The following is a 13645-nucleotide window of genomic DNA, read 5'->3' on the forward strand; positions in this document are numbered from 1 at the left end:
CGGCGAAGTCAATAGCCCCAGTCGCGAAGGGCAGGCGCGATCAGGCTTTCCACTCGCGCGAATTCCGGCGCGTAGGAACGCCAGCGCTCTACCGAAGCGCGGTTGAGCGGGCGCGTGACCTGGCTGCGGCTGGGTGTGCTGATGGCGCGGGTGGCGGCGTTTTCATGGAAGCTGCGCATGGCCTCTGTCCACCCCAGCCCGAGCGGGGCGAGCGCGCCGCGCATCGTCCCTTCGAGATCGTCGACCAGTGCTTCGTAGCGCACTTCGCTCGCATGAAGCCCGAGCGCGTCGCGGTAGCGCCGCCATGTCGCGGTGACGAGGGCGTGGAAGCGCACCGCGTCTTCCCAGCCGAGCAGGTTCACCGTCGATGGACTGGGCGGCATCAGTTGCAGCACCGAGGACAGGCACACGTCGCGCGGATCGCGGACCATGAACAGGATCGACGCCTCGGGGAACAGGCGCAGGATCACCGGCAGGTCGATCACGTTCAGCGCGAACTTGTCGACGAGCCGCCGCGCGTCGGCATCCGGGCCGAGGCGCATGGCGGCAAGCCGGCGATAGCGCTGGCGCAGGCGGGCGATGGCCTGCCGGTCGAGCGCGTCGAGGCCGGCTAGGCGCGATGCTGCCGGGCGGATCGCGGCCTGCGTGCCTGACAGCAGCGGGGCTTCGTCGGCCACGAGCACTTCGGGGTGGCAGGCCAGCAGTTCCTGCATGAGCGTCGTTCCCGAGCGCAAGTAGCCGAGCAGGAACACCGGCGCCGGTGCCTTGTCGGCCGGACCGTCGTCGCGCCAGCGTCGCAGCATCGTGGCATCGAAGGCTGCCTCGTCCTGCGCCAGCAGGCGGGCGACGAGGCCGGCGTCCTGCGCGGCATATTCGGGCAGGTCCGGTGCGATGGCGGCGCCAGCCGCGAGGTCGGCGAAGACCTCGCGGTGACGCCCGAGCCTGTCGCGCGCTCGGGCCCGTTCGCGCAGGGCGCGGAACCGCTCGCGGGGAGGGAGGTCGCCCGAAAGCAGGCGATCGAGCCGCGCCTCCGCCACCGAGGCCTGGCCTGCGTCGATCTCGATGCTCGCGGTCAGGACTTCGAGGTGGGGATGGTGCGGGGCCCCGCGCAGCGCCTTGGCGCAGGAGGCGAGCGCGAGGTCGTGGCGGGCGAGCTGCGCCGCGGCGGTGGCCATGGCATGATGGAGCGCAGGGGTGTCCAGCCCCTTGGCGGCAAGGCCTTCGAGCACCCGTAGAGACGAGGCGGCATCGCCGACCTTCTGCAACAGTTGGGCCACCGGGAGGAGGTCCTCCGGCCGGGTTCCGGCAAGGGCGAGCCGGGCCAAGGCGCCATCGCGCAGGCAGGCGGTCCCCTCATGCAGATTGCCGCCGGCGCAGAGCGCCTGTCCCAGCCAGATCGTTGGCATCGGGTCGCCGGGCAGCGCTTGCAAGGCCGCGCGAAAGTGCCGGACGGCCGCGTCGAGCTGCCCCTTGCCGGCCGCTTCCCGGCCCAGGCTTATGGCCTCAGCCGGGGTCGCCATCGCTCGCGGGGGCAGCGCCGAACTGGTCGGCGACCAGCTTGGCGAAGGCATCCGCGCGGTGGCTGATGCGGTTCTTCTGCGCGGGATCGAGCTGCGCGAACGTGACTTCGTGGCCCTGCGGCACGAAAGCCGGGTCGTAGCCGAAACCCATCGTCCCGCGCGGCGGCCAGGAGAACGTGCCATCGACGCGGCCTTCGTAGACCGCCTCGTCGCCCTCGGGCCAGGCGATCGCGAGAGTCGAGGAGAACCAGCACGAACGGTCCACCTCGGGGCCCTGCTCGGCGAGCAGGCCCTCGACCTTGCCCATCGCCATGTACCAGTCGCGACCGGGATCGCCCTCGAACCACTGTCGTTCGGCCCAGTCGGCGGTGTAGACGCCGGGCCGTCCGCCCAGCGCCGCCACCGACAGCCCGCTGTCGTCGGCGAGCGCGGGGATTTGCGCGGCCTTGGCCGCGGCATGGGCCTTGAGTAGGGCGTTCGCCGCGAACGTGGTGCCGGTCTCCTCAGGCTCGGGCAGGCCGAGCTGGCCGGCGGACAGGCACTCGATCCCGTACGGCGCGAGCAGCGCTGCGATTTCCCGCAGCTTGCCCGCGTTGTGGGTGGCGATGACGAGGCGCCCCTTGCCGAGCTTGGGGCCGTCGAGCTTGCGTGTAGTCACCTGAGCGTCATTCCCGTAGTGGTTCAACCGTCATGCCCGCGCAGGCAGGCATGACGGTGTCTTGAAGCCAGCCCGCGCTCAGCGCCCGACCGCCTTGGCCTGTGCGGCGAAGATGCCGTCGCAACCGATGCGCGCAAGGCGCAGCAGGCGCAGCAGGCCTTCCTCGTCGTAGGTCGCGCCCTCGGCGGTGGCCTGGGCTTCGGCGATCTTGCCGCCTTCGATCAGCACGAAGTTCGCATCGGCGTCGGCCGCGCTGTCCTCGACATAGTCGAGGTCGAGCACCGGCGTGCCGGCGCAGATGCCGCAGGACACCGCGGCGACGCGTGCCTGGATCGGGTCTTCCTTGATCTTGCCGTCGGCCATCAACTTGTCGACCGCCAGGCGCAGCGCCACCCACGCGCCCGAGATCGAGGCGGTGCGGGTGCCGCCGTCGGCCTGGATTACGTCGCAATCGAGCACGATCTGGCGCTCGCCGAGCTTCTTCATGTCGACCACCGAGCGCAGGCTGCGGCCGATCAGGCGCTGGATTTCCTGCGTGCGGCCCGACTGCTTGCCCTTCGCGGCTTCGCGGCTGCCACGGGTGTGCGTTGCGCGCGGGAGCATCGAATACTCGGCGGTCACCCAGCCTTCGCCCTTGCCGCGCAGAAACGGGGGCACCTTTTCCTCGACCGAGGCGGTGACCAGCACGCGGGTGTCGCCGAACGAGATCAGCACGGACCCTTCGGCATGCTTGGTGAAGCCGGTCTGGATGTCGATGGTGCGCATTTCGTCTGCGGCACGGCCTGAAGGTCGCATGGAGTGGTCCTCGTGATGGATGGTCGTCTTGATGTCTGCGCGCGGCCCTAGGCGCATTGGGCCGGGGGCCGCAAGCGGATATGGCGAGGGCGGTTTGCACCGCGGGCGCCATGGTTTCGGGATGACGATGATGTGTCAAAACGCAAACCGGCGCTTGCCCGCGGATTTGCGCTGCCCCTATAACGGGCCGGGCAATGCCCACGCCCCCGATCACCGAACTGACAACCCGCGCCCGCGAGATTTTCCGTCTCGTGGTGGAGGGCTACCTCGAGACGGGCACGCCGGTGGGCTCGAAGGCGCTGGCCGGGCCGGGCGGCGTGAGCCTGTCCTCGGCTTCGATCCGGTCGGTGCTGGCCGACCTCGAACACCTCGGCCTGCTTGCCGCGCCGCATACGAGCGCCGGGCGGCTGCCGACCGAGGCGGGACTGCGCCTGTTCGTCGACGGCATCATGCAGGTGGCCGAGCCGACGGTCGAGGAACGCATCGCCATCGAAAGCCGCATCTCGGCGCCGGGCCCGATCGAGGCGGCGCTGGAGGCGACCAGCACGCTGCTCTCCAGCCTGTCCTCGGGCGCCGGCGTGGTCATGGTGCCCCGTCGCGAGCCGCGGCTGATGCACCTGCAACTCGTGCCGCTCGGGCCGGGCCGGGCGCTCGCGGTGCTGGTGGGCGAGGACGGCGGGGTCGAGAACCGCGTGGTCGAACTCCCCCTGGGCCTGCCGCCGGGCGCGCTGGAGGAGGCCTCGAACTACATCTCGGCGCACCTGACCGGGCGCACGCTGGCGCAGGCCGCGCGGGCGATGCGTGCCGAGATCACCTCGGGCAAGTCGGCGCTCGACGCCGCGAGCCGCGATCTCGTCGAACGGGGGCTCGCCGTGTGGAGCGAGGACGCGATGGCGCGCCGGGTGCTCATCGTGCGCGGCCAGGCCAACCTGCTCGACGAGGCGGCGCTGACCGATCTCGAACGGGTGCGCTCGCTGCTCGACGACCTGGAGAACAAGCAGTCGGTCGCCGACCTGCTCGACACCGCGCGCCAGGCACAGGCGACGCGCATATTCATCGGCTCGGAGAACCGCCTGTTCGCGCTTTCGGGCTCCTCGGTGATCGCCTCGCCCTATCGCGACCGCGAAGGAAAGGTGGTCGGCGTGGTGGGGGTTATCGGCCCCACGCGGTTGAATTATGCGCGCGTAGTGCCCATGGTGGACTTCACCGCCCAGAGCCTGGGCAAGCTCATCGGATAGCTGGAACAATCACGAAATGACCGACGACAAGACGCAGTCCAACAACACCGACAAGACTGTAGACGCCGCCGTGGCCGAAGAACTGCAGGGCGTGCCCGAGGATTTCCTCGACACCGCAGGCGAGAACGAGGAACTGGTGAAGCTGCGCGAAGATCTCGCGACGGCCAAGCAGGACGTGCTCTACGCCCGTGCCGAAACGCAGAACGTGCGCCGCCGGCTCGAGAAGGACATCGCCGACACCCGCGCCTATGCCGCGACGAGCTTTGCCCGCGACATCCTCTCGGTATCTGACAACCTCGCCCGTGCACTTTCTGCGATTCCCGCCGAATTGCGCGACGACGACAAGCTCAAGGGCCTCGTCTCCGGAATCGAGGCCACCGGCCGCGAGATCGACAAGGTCTTTGCCAGCCATGGCATCACCCGCATTGCCGCGACCGGGCTTCCGCTCGATCCCAACCAGCACCAGGCGATGATCGAGGTCCCTTCGGCCGATGCCGAGCCGGGCACGATCGTGCAGGAACTGCAGGCCGGCTACATGATCAAGGATCGCCTGCTGCGGCCCGCCATGGTCGCCGTGGCTAAGAAGCCGGACTGATTCGCCGTCGTCCCGGGCTCGACCTGAAGCCGCTTGCAAAGCCACGCCCAGCTCGCGGCAGGACCGGGCGCTGCGGCGGCCCATGGCAGGCTAACGCCTCCAGGGCACACCACTGTCCCGGACCAAGTCCGGGACGACGGGATGCCCGGTCACGACATGTCGTTTTGTTGCCAAGGAACCTCTGGCACGCGCTTCCGTTCACTTTGGTATAACCAGAAGTTTTCGGAGAAATTCGATGCGCAAGCTTATCTTCCCCATTCTCGTCGCCGGCGCGTTCAGCATCGCCGGCTGTGCCGGTAACTACGGTGGCGAAGGCGCCCTGGCCGGCGGTGCGCTCGGCGCGGGCGTCGGCGCAGTCGCGGGCGGCGACGTCGGCACCGGCGCGGCGATCGGCGCGGCGGCAGGCGCCTTGGCCGGCTCGCAGGTCAAGAAGGACAACGACCGCGGCTGCTACCGCTACGATCGCAACGGCGACCGCTACTGGGATCGCGACTGCTGATCGCGCGAACCGCTGCCTGCCAGCATCGCATGGGGCGTGGTCGAGACATCGGCCGCGCCCCTTTTCGTCGTTATGGCGAAACGGACGGCGCGAACGGCAGGATCGCGCGGTAGCTCTCCACTTGCGGCGCGCCGGGGACCTCTACCCCCAGCCCGAGCAGGAAGGCGTGGCGAACGATTTCGGCCTGCTGCTCGATGCCGTAGCGCTCGAGCGTCCAGCCCGGCCGCAGCGCGTAGTCGTAGCGGCACAGCGGGTGGCGCATCAGCGGCAGATACCAGCGACCTTTGCGTTGGGCCTGCCAGACGTGCGTCATCTCGTGGATGAAAAGGCCCTGGAGCCCGAGCGAACCTTGCGCGAAATCGTCCTCGTAGAGGCGGGTGCGCGGATGGAAGTGCAGGTGCCCGCAAGGCGCCATCACCGTGCCGACGGGCTGGAACGCGAACCACTTGCGCCGCCGCACACGAACCGGGGCGCAGTCGATCGCCGTGCCGAAGACCGAGCGGACGAGGTCGACCTCGCCCGTGGTGAGCGCTCGCTCGCCGCCGGGTGGGCAGCGCGGTTCCCCGGCCGGTGCGATCAGTGCTGCATTCCTTCCATGTCGCCCATGTCGGTCCCTGCGCCCATCTTCTCGACCTGCAGCGGCATCGACAGCTTGTCGCCGTCGGAGAAAGTCAGCGTCAGTTCGGCGGTGCCGCCGGCCTGGACCTTGGGCGACAGGTCGAAGGCCATGACGTGCAGGCCGCCGGGCGCGAAGACCACCGAGGCGCCGGGGTCGATCGGGAGTGATTCGATCGCGCTCATCGAGCCGCCGTTGGTCTGGTGCATCTGTGCCTTGGCGGCGCCGTCGACATGCACGCCCGCCAGCGTGACCGGCTCGGCGCCGTCATTGCGCACGGTGAAGTAGACCGCGCCCGGGCGCCCGGCGACGACCGGCAGCACCAGCTTGCCGTCGCTGGCGACGAGCCCCGGCTTCGCATCGGGACCCGAAAGGGTCGCCTCGTTCGACGCGGTCGGGCTGTCGGGCTCCTTGCCACAGGCGCCGAGACCGGCGAGCAGGCCAGCCGAGAGAAGCAGGGCGAGGGAGGGCAAGAGTTTCACGGTCAAGGTATCCTTGTGACTTCGCCGGGGAAAAATCGCTCGCCTAATGCCATTCGTCGAGTCTTGTTCCAAGCAAAACCACCCCTATATCGCGCCTCGACGACGTTAAGCGTCACCGAGCCGTGCAAGCCGCCTTGCCTTGTGTAAGGGAGGCGATCCGTACGGTGTCACCCAATTGACGTGAGGAATGGGGATAATGGCTAAAGTAATTGGTATCGACCTTGGCACCACCAACAGCTGCGTCGCCGTCATGGACGGCGGCAAGCCCAAGGTCATCGAGAATTCCGAAGGCGCGCGCACGACGCCCTCGATCGTCGCTTTCACCAAGGATGGTGAGCGCCTGATCGGGCAGCCGGCGAAGCGCCAGGCCGTCACCAACGGCAACAATACGATCTTCGCGGTGAAGCGCCTGATCGGCCGCCGCTTCGACGACCCGGTGACCAAGAAGGACACCGAGCTGGTTCCCTACACCATCGTCAAGGGCAAGAACGGCGACGCCTGGGTCCAGGCCGGCGGCGAGGACTACAGCCCGTCGCAGATTTCTGCGTTCACGCTGCAGAAGATGAAGGAAACCGCCGAATTCGTACCTCGGCGAGACGGTCACGCAGGCGGTCATCACCGTTCCTGCCTACTTCAACGACGCCCAGCGCCAGGCGACCAAGGACGCGGGCCAGATCGCCGGCCTCGAAGTGCTGCGCATCATCAACGAGCCGACCGCCGCGGCGCTGGCCTATGGCCTCGACAAGCAGGACGGCAAGACGATCGCGGTCTACGATCTCGGCGGCGGCACGTTCGACGTCTCGGTCCTCGAGATCGGCGACGGCGTGTTCGAGGTGAAGTCGACCAACGGCGACACGTTCCTGGGCGGCGAGGACTTCGATTCCAAGATCGTCGAGTGGCTGGCCGACAAGTTCAAGTCCAAGGAAAACATGGACCTGAAGACCGACAAGCTCGCTCTGCAGCGTCTCAAGGAAGCGGCCGAGAAGGCGAAGATCGAACTGTCGTCGACCGCGACGACCGAGGTCAACCTGCCCTTCATCACCGCGCGCATGGAAGGCGGCGCCACCACTCCGCTGCACCTCGTCGAGACGATCACCCGTTCGGACCTCGAGCGCATGGTCGCCGACCTGATCCAGCGCACGCTGGAGCCCTGCCGCAAGGCGATCGCCGATGCCGGCCTCTCGGCCAAGGACATCGACGACGTCGTCCTCGTGGGCGGCATGACCCGCATGCCCAAGGTCCGCGAAGTCGTGAAGGAGTTCTTCGGCAAGGAACCGCACACCGGCGTGAACCCTGACGAAGTCGTCGCCATGGGCGCTGCGATCCAGGCCGGCGTGCTTCAGGGCGACGTCAAGGACGTGCTGCTGCTCGACGTGACCCCGCTGTCGCTGGGCATCGAGACGCTGGGCGGCATCATGACCAAGATGATCGACCGCAACACGACGATCCCGACCAAGAAGAGCCAGGTCTACTCGACCGCCGAGGACAACCAGCAGGCGGTGACGATCCGCGTGTTCCAGGGCGAGCGCGAGATGGCGCAGGACAACAAGCTGCTCGGCCAGTTCGACCTCGTCGGCATCCCGCCGTCGCGTCGCGGCGTCCCGCAGATCGAGGTGACGTTCGACATCGACGCCAACGGCCTCGTGAACGTGTCCGCCAAGGACAAGGGCACCGGCAAGGAACAGCAGATCCGCATCCAGGCCTCGGGCGGCCTTTCGGACTCCGACATCGACCAGATGGTCAAGGACGCCGAGAAGTTCGCCGAAGAGGACAAGAAGCGCCGCGAATCCGCCGAGGCCCGCAACCAGGCCGACAGCCTCGTCCACGCGACCGAGCAGCAGATCGCCGAGAACGGCGACAAGATCGATGCCGCTCTGAAGGCCGAAGTCGAAGCCGCGATCGCGGTGACCAAGACGGCGCTCGAAGGTGGTGACGCCGCCGAGATCAACGCCAAGGCCCAGGAACTGACCCAGGTCGCCATGAAGATGGGCCAGGCCATCTACGAGAAGGAGCAGGCTTCGGCCGCCGCTCCGGGCGCGGCTCCGGCCGGTGACGACGACGTGGTCGACGCCGAGTTCTCGGAAGTCGACGAAAACAAGGGCTGATCCGGCCTTGCGGAGATAAACCGTGCTCGTCATTCCCGCGACAGCGGGAACCCGTCTCCAGGCTTGTGGCATGCCGCAATGTCCGGAGGCGGGCCCCCGCCCCGGCGGGGGTGACGGGGGTTTATTGGGGGTTATGCCTTGACTACCGAAATTGACTATTACGAACTGCTCGAGGTCGAGCGCGGCGCCGACGACAAGGTCATCAAGTCGTCCTATCGCCGGCTTGCCATGCGCTACCACCCGGACAAGAACCCCGGGTGCGCCGACAGTGAAGCGCGCTTCAAGCAGATCAGTGAGGCCTACGATTGCCTCAAGGACCCGCAAAAGCGCGCGGCCTACGATCGCTATGGCCATGCCGCCTTCCAGCAGGGTGCGGGCGGCGGTGGCGGCGCCGGCGCGGAATTCGGCGATATCGGCGATATCTTCGAATCGATCTTCGGCAGCGCCTTCGGCGGCGGCGGGCGCCAGCAGCAGCGTCGCGGCGCCGACTTGCGCTACGACATGGAAGTCAGCCTAGACGAGGCGTTCCGCGGCAAGAGCACCGAAATCACCATCGAGGTCTCGCAAGGCTGCGAGCCATGCAAGGGCACCGGCGCCGAGCCGGGCACCAGCAAGCGTTCGTGCTCCATGTGCGCCGGTCACGGCAAAGTGCGCGCGCAGCAGGGCTTCTTCGTCGTCGAACGCACCTGCCCGACCTGCCACGGGCGCGGCGAGGTCATCGAGAAGCCGTGCCGTTCGTGCGGCGGCGAGGGCCGGGTCGACAAGGCCCAGACACTGCAGGTGGACATTCCGCCGGGCGTCGATTCGGGCACCCGCATCCGTCTTTCCGGCAAGGGCGAGGCGGGACCGTTCGGCTCTCCCCCGGGCGATCTTTACATCTTCCTGCACGTCAAGCGCCACCGCGTCTTCGAGCGCGAGGGCACCACGCTGCTGACCCGCGTGCCGATCACTTTCACCACGGCGGCGCTGGGCGGAGAGATCGAGATTCCCGGTATCGACGGCGATCCGATCACCGTCGATATTCCGGCCGGCATCCAGTCCGGCAAGCAGTTGCGCAAGCGCGGTTCGGGCATGCCGGTTCTCCAGGGCCGTGGGCGCGGCGATCTCGTGGTCGAGATTTCGGTCGAGACCCCGACCAAGCTCTCCGCGCGCCAGAAGGAATTGCTGCGCGAATTGCAGGCGACCGAGACGGGCGACGAATGCCCCGGCTCGAAAGGCTTTTTCGACCGCCTCAAGGACGCCTGGAACGACCTGACCGAGTGACGATCGGCGGTCCTCGCGCCCCTAAGGGCAGTGCACAGCACTAAAGCGGGGACCGCCGACGGAACCTCATGACGCAGTGGTAGCCCAATCGAGGCCCGTCACCCCGGCCCGCTCTTCGCCGACAGCACCTCGCGGCGGATATGCGCGACCAAGCCGGGATCGGCGTGGAGCCTGTGTTTTTCCTCGTCGAGGATCGCAAGGAACGCCCGGCGCTTGAACCCCAGCAGTTCGACCGGCGACATCGCGTGCTCGCGCTCCAGCGTCGAGGCGATCATGTCCATCATCCGCTCGGCGCCGTGCAGGCGGCCCCACAGGTAGTCGTTCTCGCGGTAGGCGCGGCTGAAAAACGCGCCGAAGTTGAAGAACTCAGTCCCGCGCAAGGTCTCGCCCGTGCCGCCCCGCCGGATCGCGGAGCAGTCTTCGGGCGAGATGCGGTCGACCAGCACGGGGTCGAATTCGTTGAGCCCCTCGCCGCGCAGCAGGGGCAGGGTGACGGTGTCGTAGAACGGGAAGCCGAGGTAGGCGAGCAGCACCCGGCGCCGAAGCGCCTGCGGCATCGCCGCCAGCGCCTGGGCCAGCAGGTCGTCGACGGCCGCGTCCGTCTCCAGCAGGTTGCGCCGCTTTTCGACATGGTCGATCGCGGCTTGCGGATCCTCGAAGAAGGCGCGGGCGAGGGCCGCGAAATCCTCTCCCAGCGCCGCTACAGGTTCGCGTTCGATGTAGAGAGAGAGCGCCGCGTAGATCGCCGCGCGGGCGGCATCGCGGTCCTGCTCGGTAACGTCGGATTCGGCTTCCCACTCCTGCGTCACCCGCCGCGCCAGCAGGCGCAGGCGGCGCACGCGAAAGGCGATGTCGTGGGCGCGGAAGAAGCCGATCATCGCCGGCGAGCTGGCATCGCGCAGGGCCTGCGTGCGATCGATACCGCTTGCCGCGAGATGCGCCATCAGCCGCGCCCGCACCGGCTCGGCCGAGGGCAGGTCCAGCTCGGGAGCGGCCTCCAGCACCATGCGCGAGAGCATCGCGGCGATGCCGCTGAACTTGACCTGTGCATAGCCGTGATAGGCATAGCCTGCCTGCTCGAACGCGGCGGCCTGAGCCTTGGCTCGCCAGGCGACGAGCCGCCGCGGCGTCGGCCGGTCGAGGAACAGCGTATGTCCGAACAGCTTGTCGACGGTTTCCTCGATCTGCGGGCGCATGGCCAGGACGATCTCGCGCAGCGTCGCCATTTCGCGGGACTGGCGGGCCAGCGTCTCCAGGTTGTCGCGGATCGGCTGCTCGCGCGGGATCGAGGACAGCGACCCGAAGATCACCGAGAAGAACCCCGGCAACTCGGGATCGCGCCGCATCTCGGCGCCGAGGTGGTCGGGGGTGGGGTCGATGTAGACGAAGCGGCGGTCGATCTCGCGCGTCGCGGGACGGTCGCGCAGCACCGCCATGGCATCGGCGAACGGAGCGTTGACCAGTACCGAACCGTCGATCAGCGACACCGCATCGAGTTCGCCGCGCCGCGCGTGCTCGGGCATCACGCGGGCGAGGAAGGCGTCGCGCCCCGGCCACCGGGCCTGCTGCTCCTCGACCAGCCGGTCGACCTCCTCGATCCGCAGCGGCGGGAAGGCGCCGGGAAAGCTGGCCGAGGCGCGCGCCGCCAAGACCAGTTCGGGCACCGCGGCCAGCGCCTCGCCGCCCTCGCGCGCGGTGACGCCGTGGAAGCCGAAGGTCAGGCGATGCTCGCTCTCCAGCACCAGTTCGGGCGAGTGCAGGCGCAGGGTTTCGAGATGACCCTTGAAGTCGGTGGCGGTGACGAACAGGTCGATCGGATGGCCGGCGGGGAGCAGCGGTCTGCCGGACGGCGCCTCGGCCATCGCCGTCAGCGCCCGGTAGAGCAGGCGGGAGAAGCCGATGCCGCTGAACGGCGGCTCGAACCAGCGCGAGCGGATCAGGCGCGACAGCTTCTCGCGCACTTCGGTCCGCGCCTCGGGCGCGACGCTGGCGCTGACCGCGTTGCCGGGCCGGTGGAGCAGGTAGGTGACCAGCGGGCTCGCCCAGAACTTCGCCGCGCGCGAACCCGGTCGCGCTTCGGGATCGAGCAGCATGTCGACGTCGGCGGTCTCCAGCCACAAGTCGGTCAGGGGCTCCAGCGATTGGCCCGAGTGGATCGCCTGGGCCAGGAAGATCGAATTGATCCCGCCCGCGCTGGCCCCCGCTACGATGTCGGTCAGCACCCGCAGCCGCACGTTGCCGCTGCTTTCGAGGCGACGCAGCAGGTCGAGGTAAACCGCCGCGCTGCCCCCGGGCGCTTTCGCGTGAGACCACAGCGCACGGCTGGCCTGCAGGGCCTTCCACAGCTCCTTGGTAACGCCGTGCATGTAGACGGCAAGGCTGACGCCGCCGTAGCAGACCAGCGCGATCCGCAGTTCTTTTTGCTGCATTTTCGCAGCTTGGCGCAGGCTTACGAGAATGGCAATTGCGTTCTCATTCCGTTCCCGTTAGTCGGTCGGACATGGCCAAGCCCAAACGTCGATATGTCTGTCAGGCCTGCGGGGGCGTCTCCACCCGCTGGCAGGGCCAGTGCCCCGATTGCGGGGAGTGGAACACGCTGGCGGAGGATGCGCCGCAGACCATCTTCTCGGCCAAGCACGACCTGTCGAGTGGCGGGCGGCCGATCGAATTCACCCCGCTCGACCGGCCTGGCGAATTGCCCGTGCGGCGGACCAGCGGCATCGCCGAGTTCGATCGCGCCCTGGGCGGTGGTCTGGTCCCCGGCTCGGCGATCCTGATGGGCGGCGATCCCGGCATCGGCAAGTCGACGCTGCTGCTGCAGGTCTCTGCGAACATCGCGACGTCGGGCGGCCTGTCGGTTTACGTCAGCGGCGAGGAAGCGGCCGGGCAGGTGCGCCTGCGCGCCGATCGCCTGGGGCTGACCAAGGCGCCGATCCAGCTCGCCGCCGCGACTTCGGTGCGCGACATCCTCACGACGCTGGGGATGATGGACCCGCCGGCGCTGCTGGTGATCGATTCGATCCAGACCATGCATTCCGACCAGATCGAAGGCGCGCCGGGCACCGTCAGCCAGGTGCGCGGCTGTGCCTTCGAGCTGATCCGCTACGCCAAGGAGAACGGCGTCACGCTCGTCCTCGTCGGCCACGTCACCAAGGACGGCTCGATCGCCGGCCCCCGCGTGCTCGAGCACATGGTCGACGTGGTTATGAGCTTCGAGGGCGAGCGCAGCCACCAGTACCGCATCCTGCGCTCGCTCAAGAACCGCTTCGGGCCGGTCGACGAGATCGGCGTCTTCGCCATGGAAGGCGCAGGGCTTGCCGAAGTCGGCAATCCCTCGATGCTGTTCCTGTCCGGACGCGAGGAGCCGATGGCGGGCAGCGCGGTGTTCCCGGCGATGGAGGGCACGCGGCCGGTGCTGGTCGAGATCCAGGCGCTGATCGTACGGTTGCAGAGCGGGGCCACCCCGCGCCGCGCCGTGGTCGGCTGGGATTCGGGGCGCATGTCGATGCTGCTGGCGGTTCTGGAAGCGCGCTGCGGGCTCAATTTCTCGACTTGCGAAGTCTACCTCAACGTCGCGGGCGGCTATCGCCTGAGCGACCCGGGCGCCGACGTCGCCGTGGCGGCGGCGCTGGTCTCGGCGCTGGGCGACAAGCCGCTCGCCACCGATGCGGTATGGTTCGGCGAGGTCTCGCTGGCGGGGGAAATCCGCCCGGTCGCCCATGGGTCCATCCGCCAGCGCGAATTCGGCCAAACTCGGCTTCGCGAAGGCGTTCGGGCCGGCCAGCGGACCGCCGCCCGAAAACGGAATGCGCTTCACCGGCCTTTCGATGTTGCCCAACCTCGTTGACCGCATCCTGTCCGACGCCTAATCCTG

The 13645-nt window shown here is 68.3% G+C and carries 10 protein-coding genes and 2 pseudogenes; 6 read left to right on the forward strand and 6 right to left on the reverse strand.

What is annotated here, in order from left to right:
• Positions 1-8: 8 nt before the first annotated feature.
• The 3 genes from ACFFDA_RS13850 to rph form a co-directional block, all read right to left on the reverse strand.
• The gene (locus ACFFDA_RS13850; RefSeq protein ID WP_404481034.1) at positions 9-1520 is read right to left on the reverse strand and encodes a tetratricopeptide repeat-containing sulfotransferase family protein; all 1512 of its coding nucleotides are present in this window, start codon (positions 1518-1520) and stop codon (positions 9-11) included.
• The gene (gene rdgB, locus ACFFDA_RS13855) at positions 1504-2178 is read right to left on the reverse strand and encodes an RdgB/HAM1 family non-canonical purine NTP pyrophosphatase (RefSeq protein WP_404481035.1); all 675 of its coding nucleotides are present in this window, start codon (positions 2176-2178) and stop codon (positions 1504-1506) included. The genes ACFFDA_RS13850 and rdgB overlap by 17 nt, the downstream gene beginning before the upstream one ends.
• A gap of 78 nt (positions 2179-2256) precedes the next feature.
• Positions 2257-2973, reverse strand: coding sequence for a ribonuclease PH (rph, locus tag ACFFDA_RS13860; RefSeq protein WP_404481036.1), 717 nt, complete (start codon positions 2971-2973; stop codon positions 2257-2259).
• 194 nt (positions 2974-3167) lie between these two features.
• Between rph and hrcA the strand changes: the two genes are divergently transcribed.
• From hrcA to ACFFDA_RS13875, 3 genes are all read left to right on the forward strand, one after another.
• Positions 3168-4211: a heat-inducible transcriptional repressor HrcA gene (gene hrcA, locus ACFFDA_RS13865; RefSeq protein WP_404481037.1), complete on the forward strand. Its 1044-nt coding sequence runs from the start codon at positions 3168-3170 to the stop codon at positions 4209-4211.
• A 16-nt stretch (positions 4212-4227) separates the two neighbouring features.
• Positions 4228-4806 (forward strand): nucleotide exchange factor GrpE, encoded by a 579-nt coding sequence (grpE, locus tag ACFFDA_RS13870; RefSeq protein WP_404481038.1) that lies wholly within the window; start codon positions 4228-4230, stop codon positions 4804-4806.
• 235 nt (positions 4807-5041) lie between these two features.
• Positions 5042-5305, forward strand: a complete 264-nt coding sequence (locus tag ACFFDA_RS13875; protein ID WP_404481039.1) for a glycine zipper domain-containing protein — start codon at positions 5042-5044, stop codon at positions 5303-5305.
• Between the two features lie 70 nt (positions 5306-5375).
• Here ACFFDA_RS13875 and ACFFDA_RS13880 read toward each other — a convergent pair whose 3' ends face one another.
• Together ACFFDA_RS13880 and ACFFDA_RS13885 are read right to left on the reverse strand one after the other, a co-directional pair.
• Entirely contained in the window at positions 5376-5882 is a 507-nt protein-coding gene (locus ACFFDA_RS13880; protein ID WP_404482754.1) for a vgr related protein, read from the reverse strand.
• A complete protein-coding gene (locus ACFFDA_RS13885) occupies positions 5882-6403 on the reverse strand; it encodes a copper chaperone PCu(A)C (RefSeq protein WP_404481040.1) in 522 nt (173 codons plus the stop codon). Before ACFFDA_RS13885 ends, ACFFDA_RS13880 begins: the two co-directional genes overlap by 1 nt.
• A gap of 196 nt (positions 6404-6599) precedes the next feature.
• Here ACFFDA_RS13885 and dnaK point away from each other — a divergent pair.
• Both dnaK and dnaJ read left to right on the forward strand, forming a co-directional pair.
• A pseudogene (dnaK, locus tag ACFFDA_RS13890) lies at positions 6600-8508 on the forward strand (molecular chaperone DnaK).
• Between the two features lie 138 nt (positions 8509-8646).
• Positions 8647-9771 (forward strand): molecular chaperone DnaJ, encoded by a 1125-nt coding sequence (dnaJ, locus tag ACFFDA_RS13895; RefSeq protein ID WP_404481041.1) that lies wholly within the window; start codon positions 8647-8649, stop codon positions 9769-9771.
• A 98-nt stretch (positions 9772-9869) separates the two neighbouring features.
• On the opposite strand, the gene ACFFDA_RS13900 is transcribed toward dnaJ, so the two are convergent.
• Positions 9870-12200: a patatin-like protein gene (locus tag ACFFDA_RS13900; protein WP_404481042.1), complete on the reverse strand. Its 2331-nt coding sequence runs from the start codon at positions 12198-12200 to the stop codon at positions 9870-9872.
• A gap of 71 nt (positions 12201-12271) precedes the next feature.
• Here ACFFDA_RS13900 and radA point away from each other — a divergent pair.
• Positions 12272-13640: pseudogene (radA, locus tag ACFFDA_RS13905) on the forward strand (DNA repair protein RadA).
• The last annotated feature ends 5 nt before the right edge of the window (positions 13641-13645 follow it).

The sequence above is a fragment of the Novosphingobium sp. BL-52-GroH genome (assembly GCF_044813085.1).
GTDB lineage: Bacteria > Pseudomonadota > Alphaproteobacteria > Sphingomonadales > Sphingomonadaceae > Novosphingobium.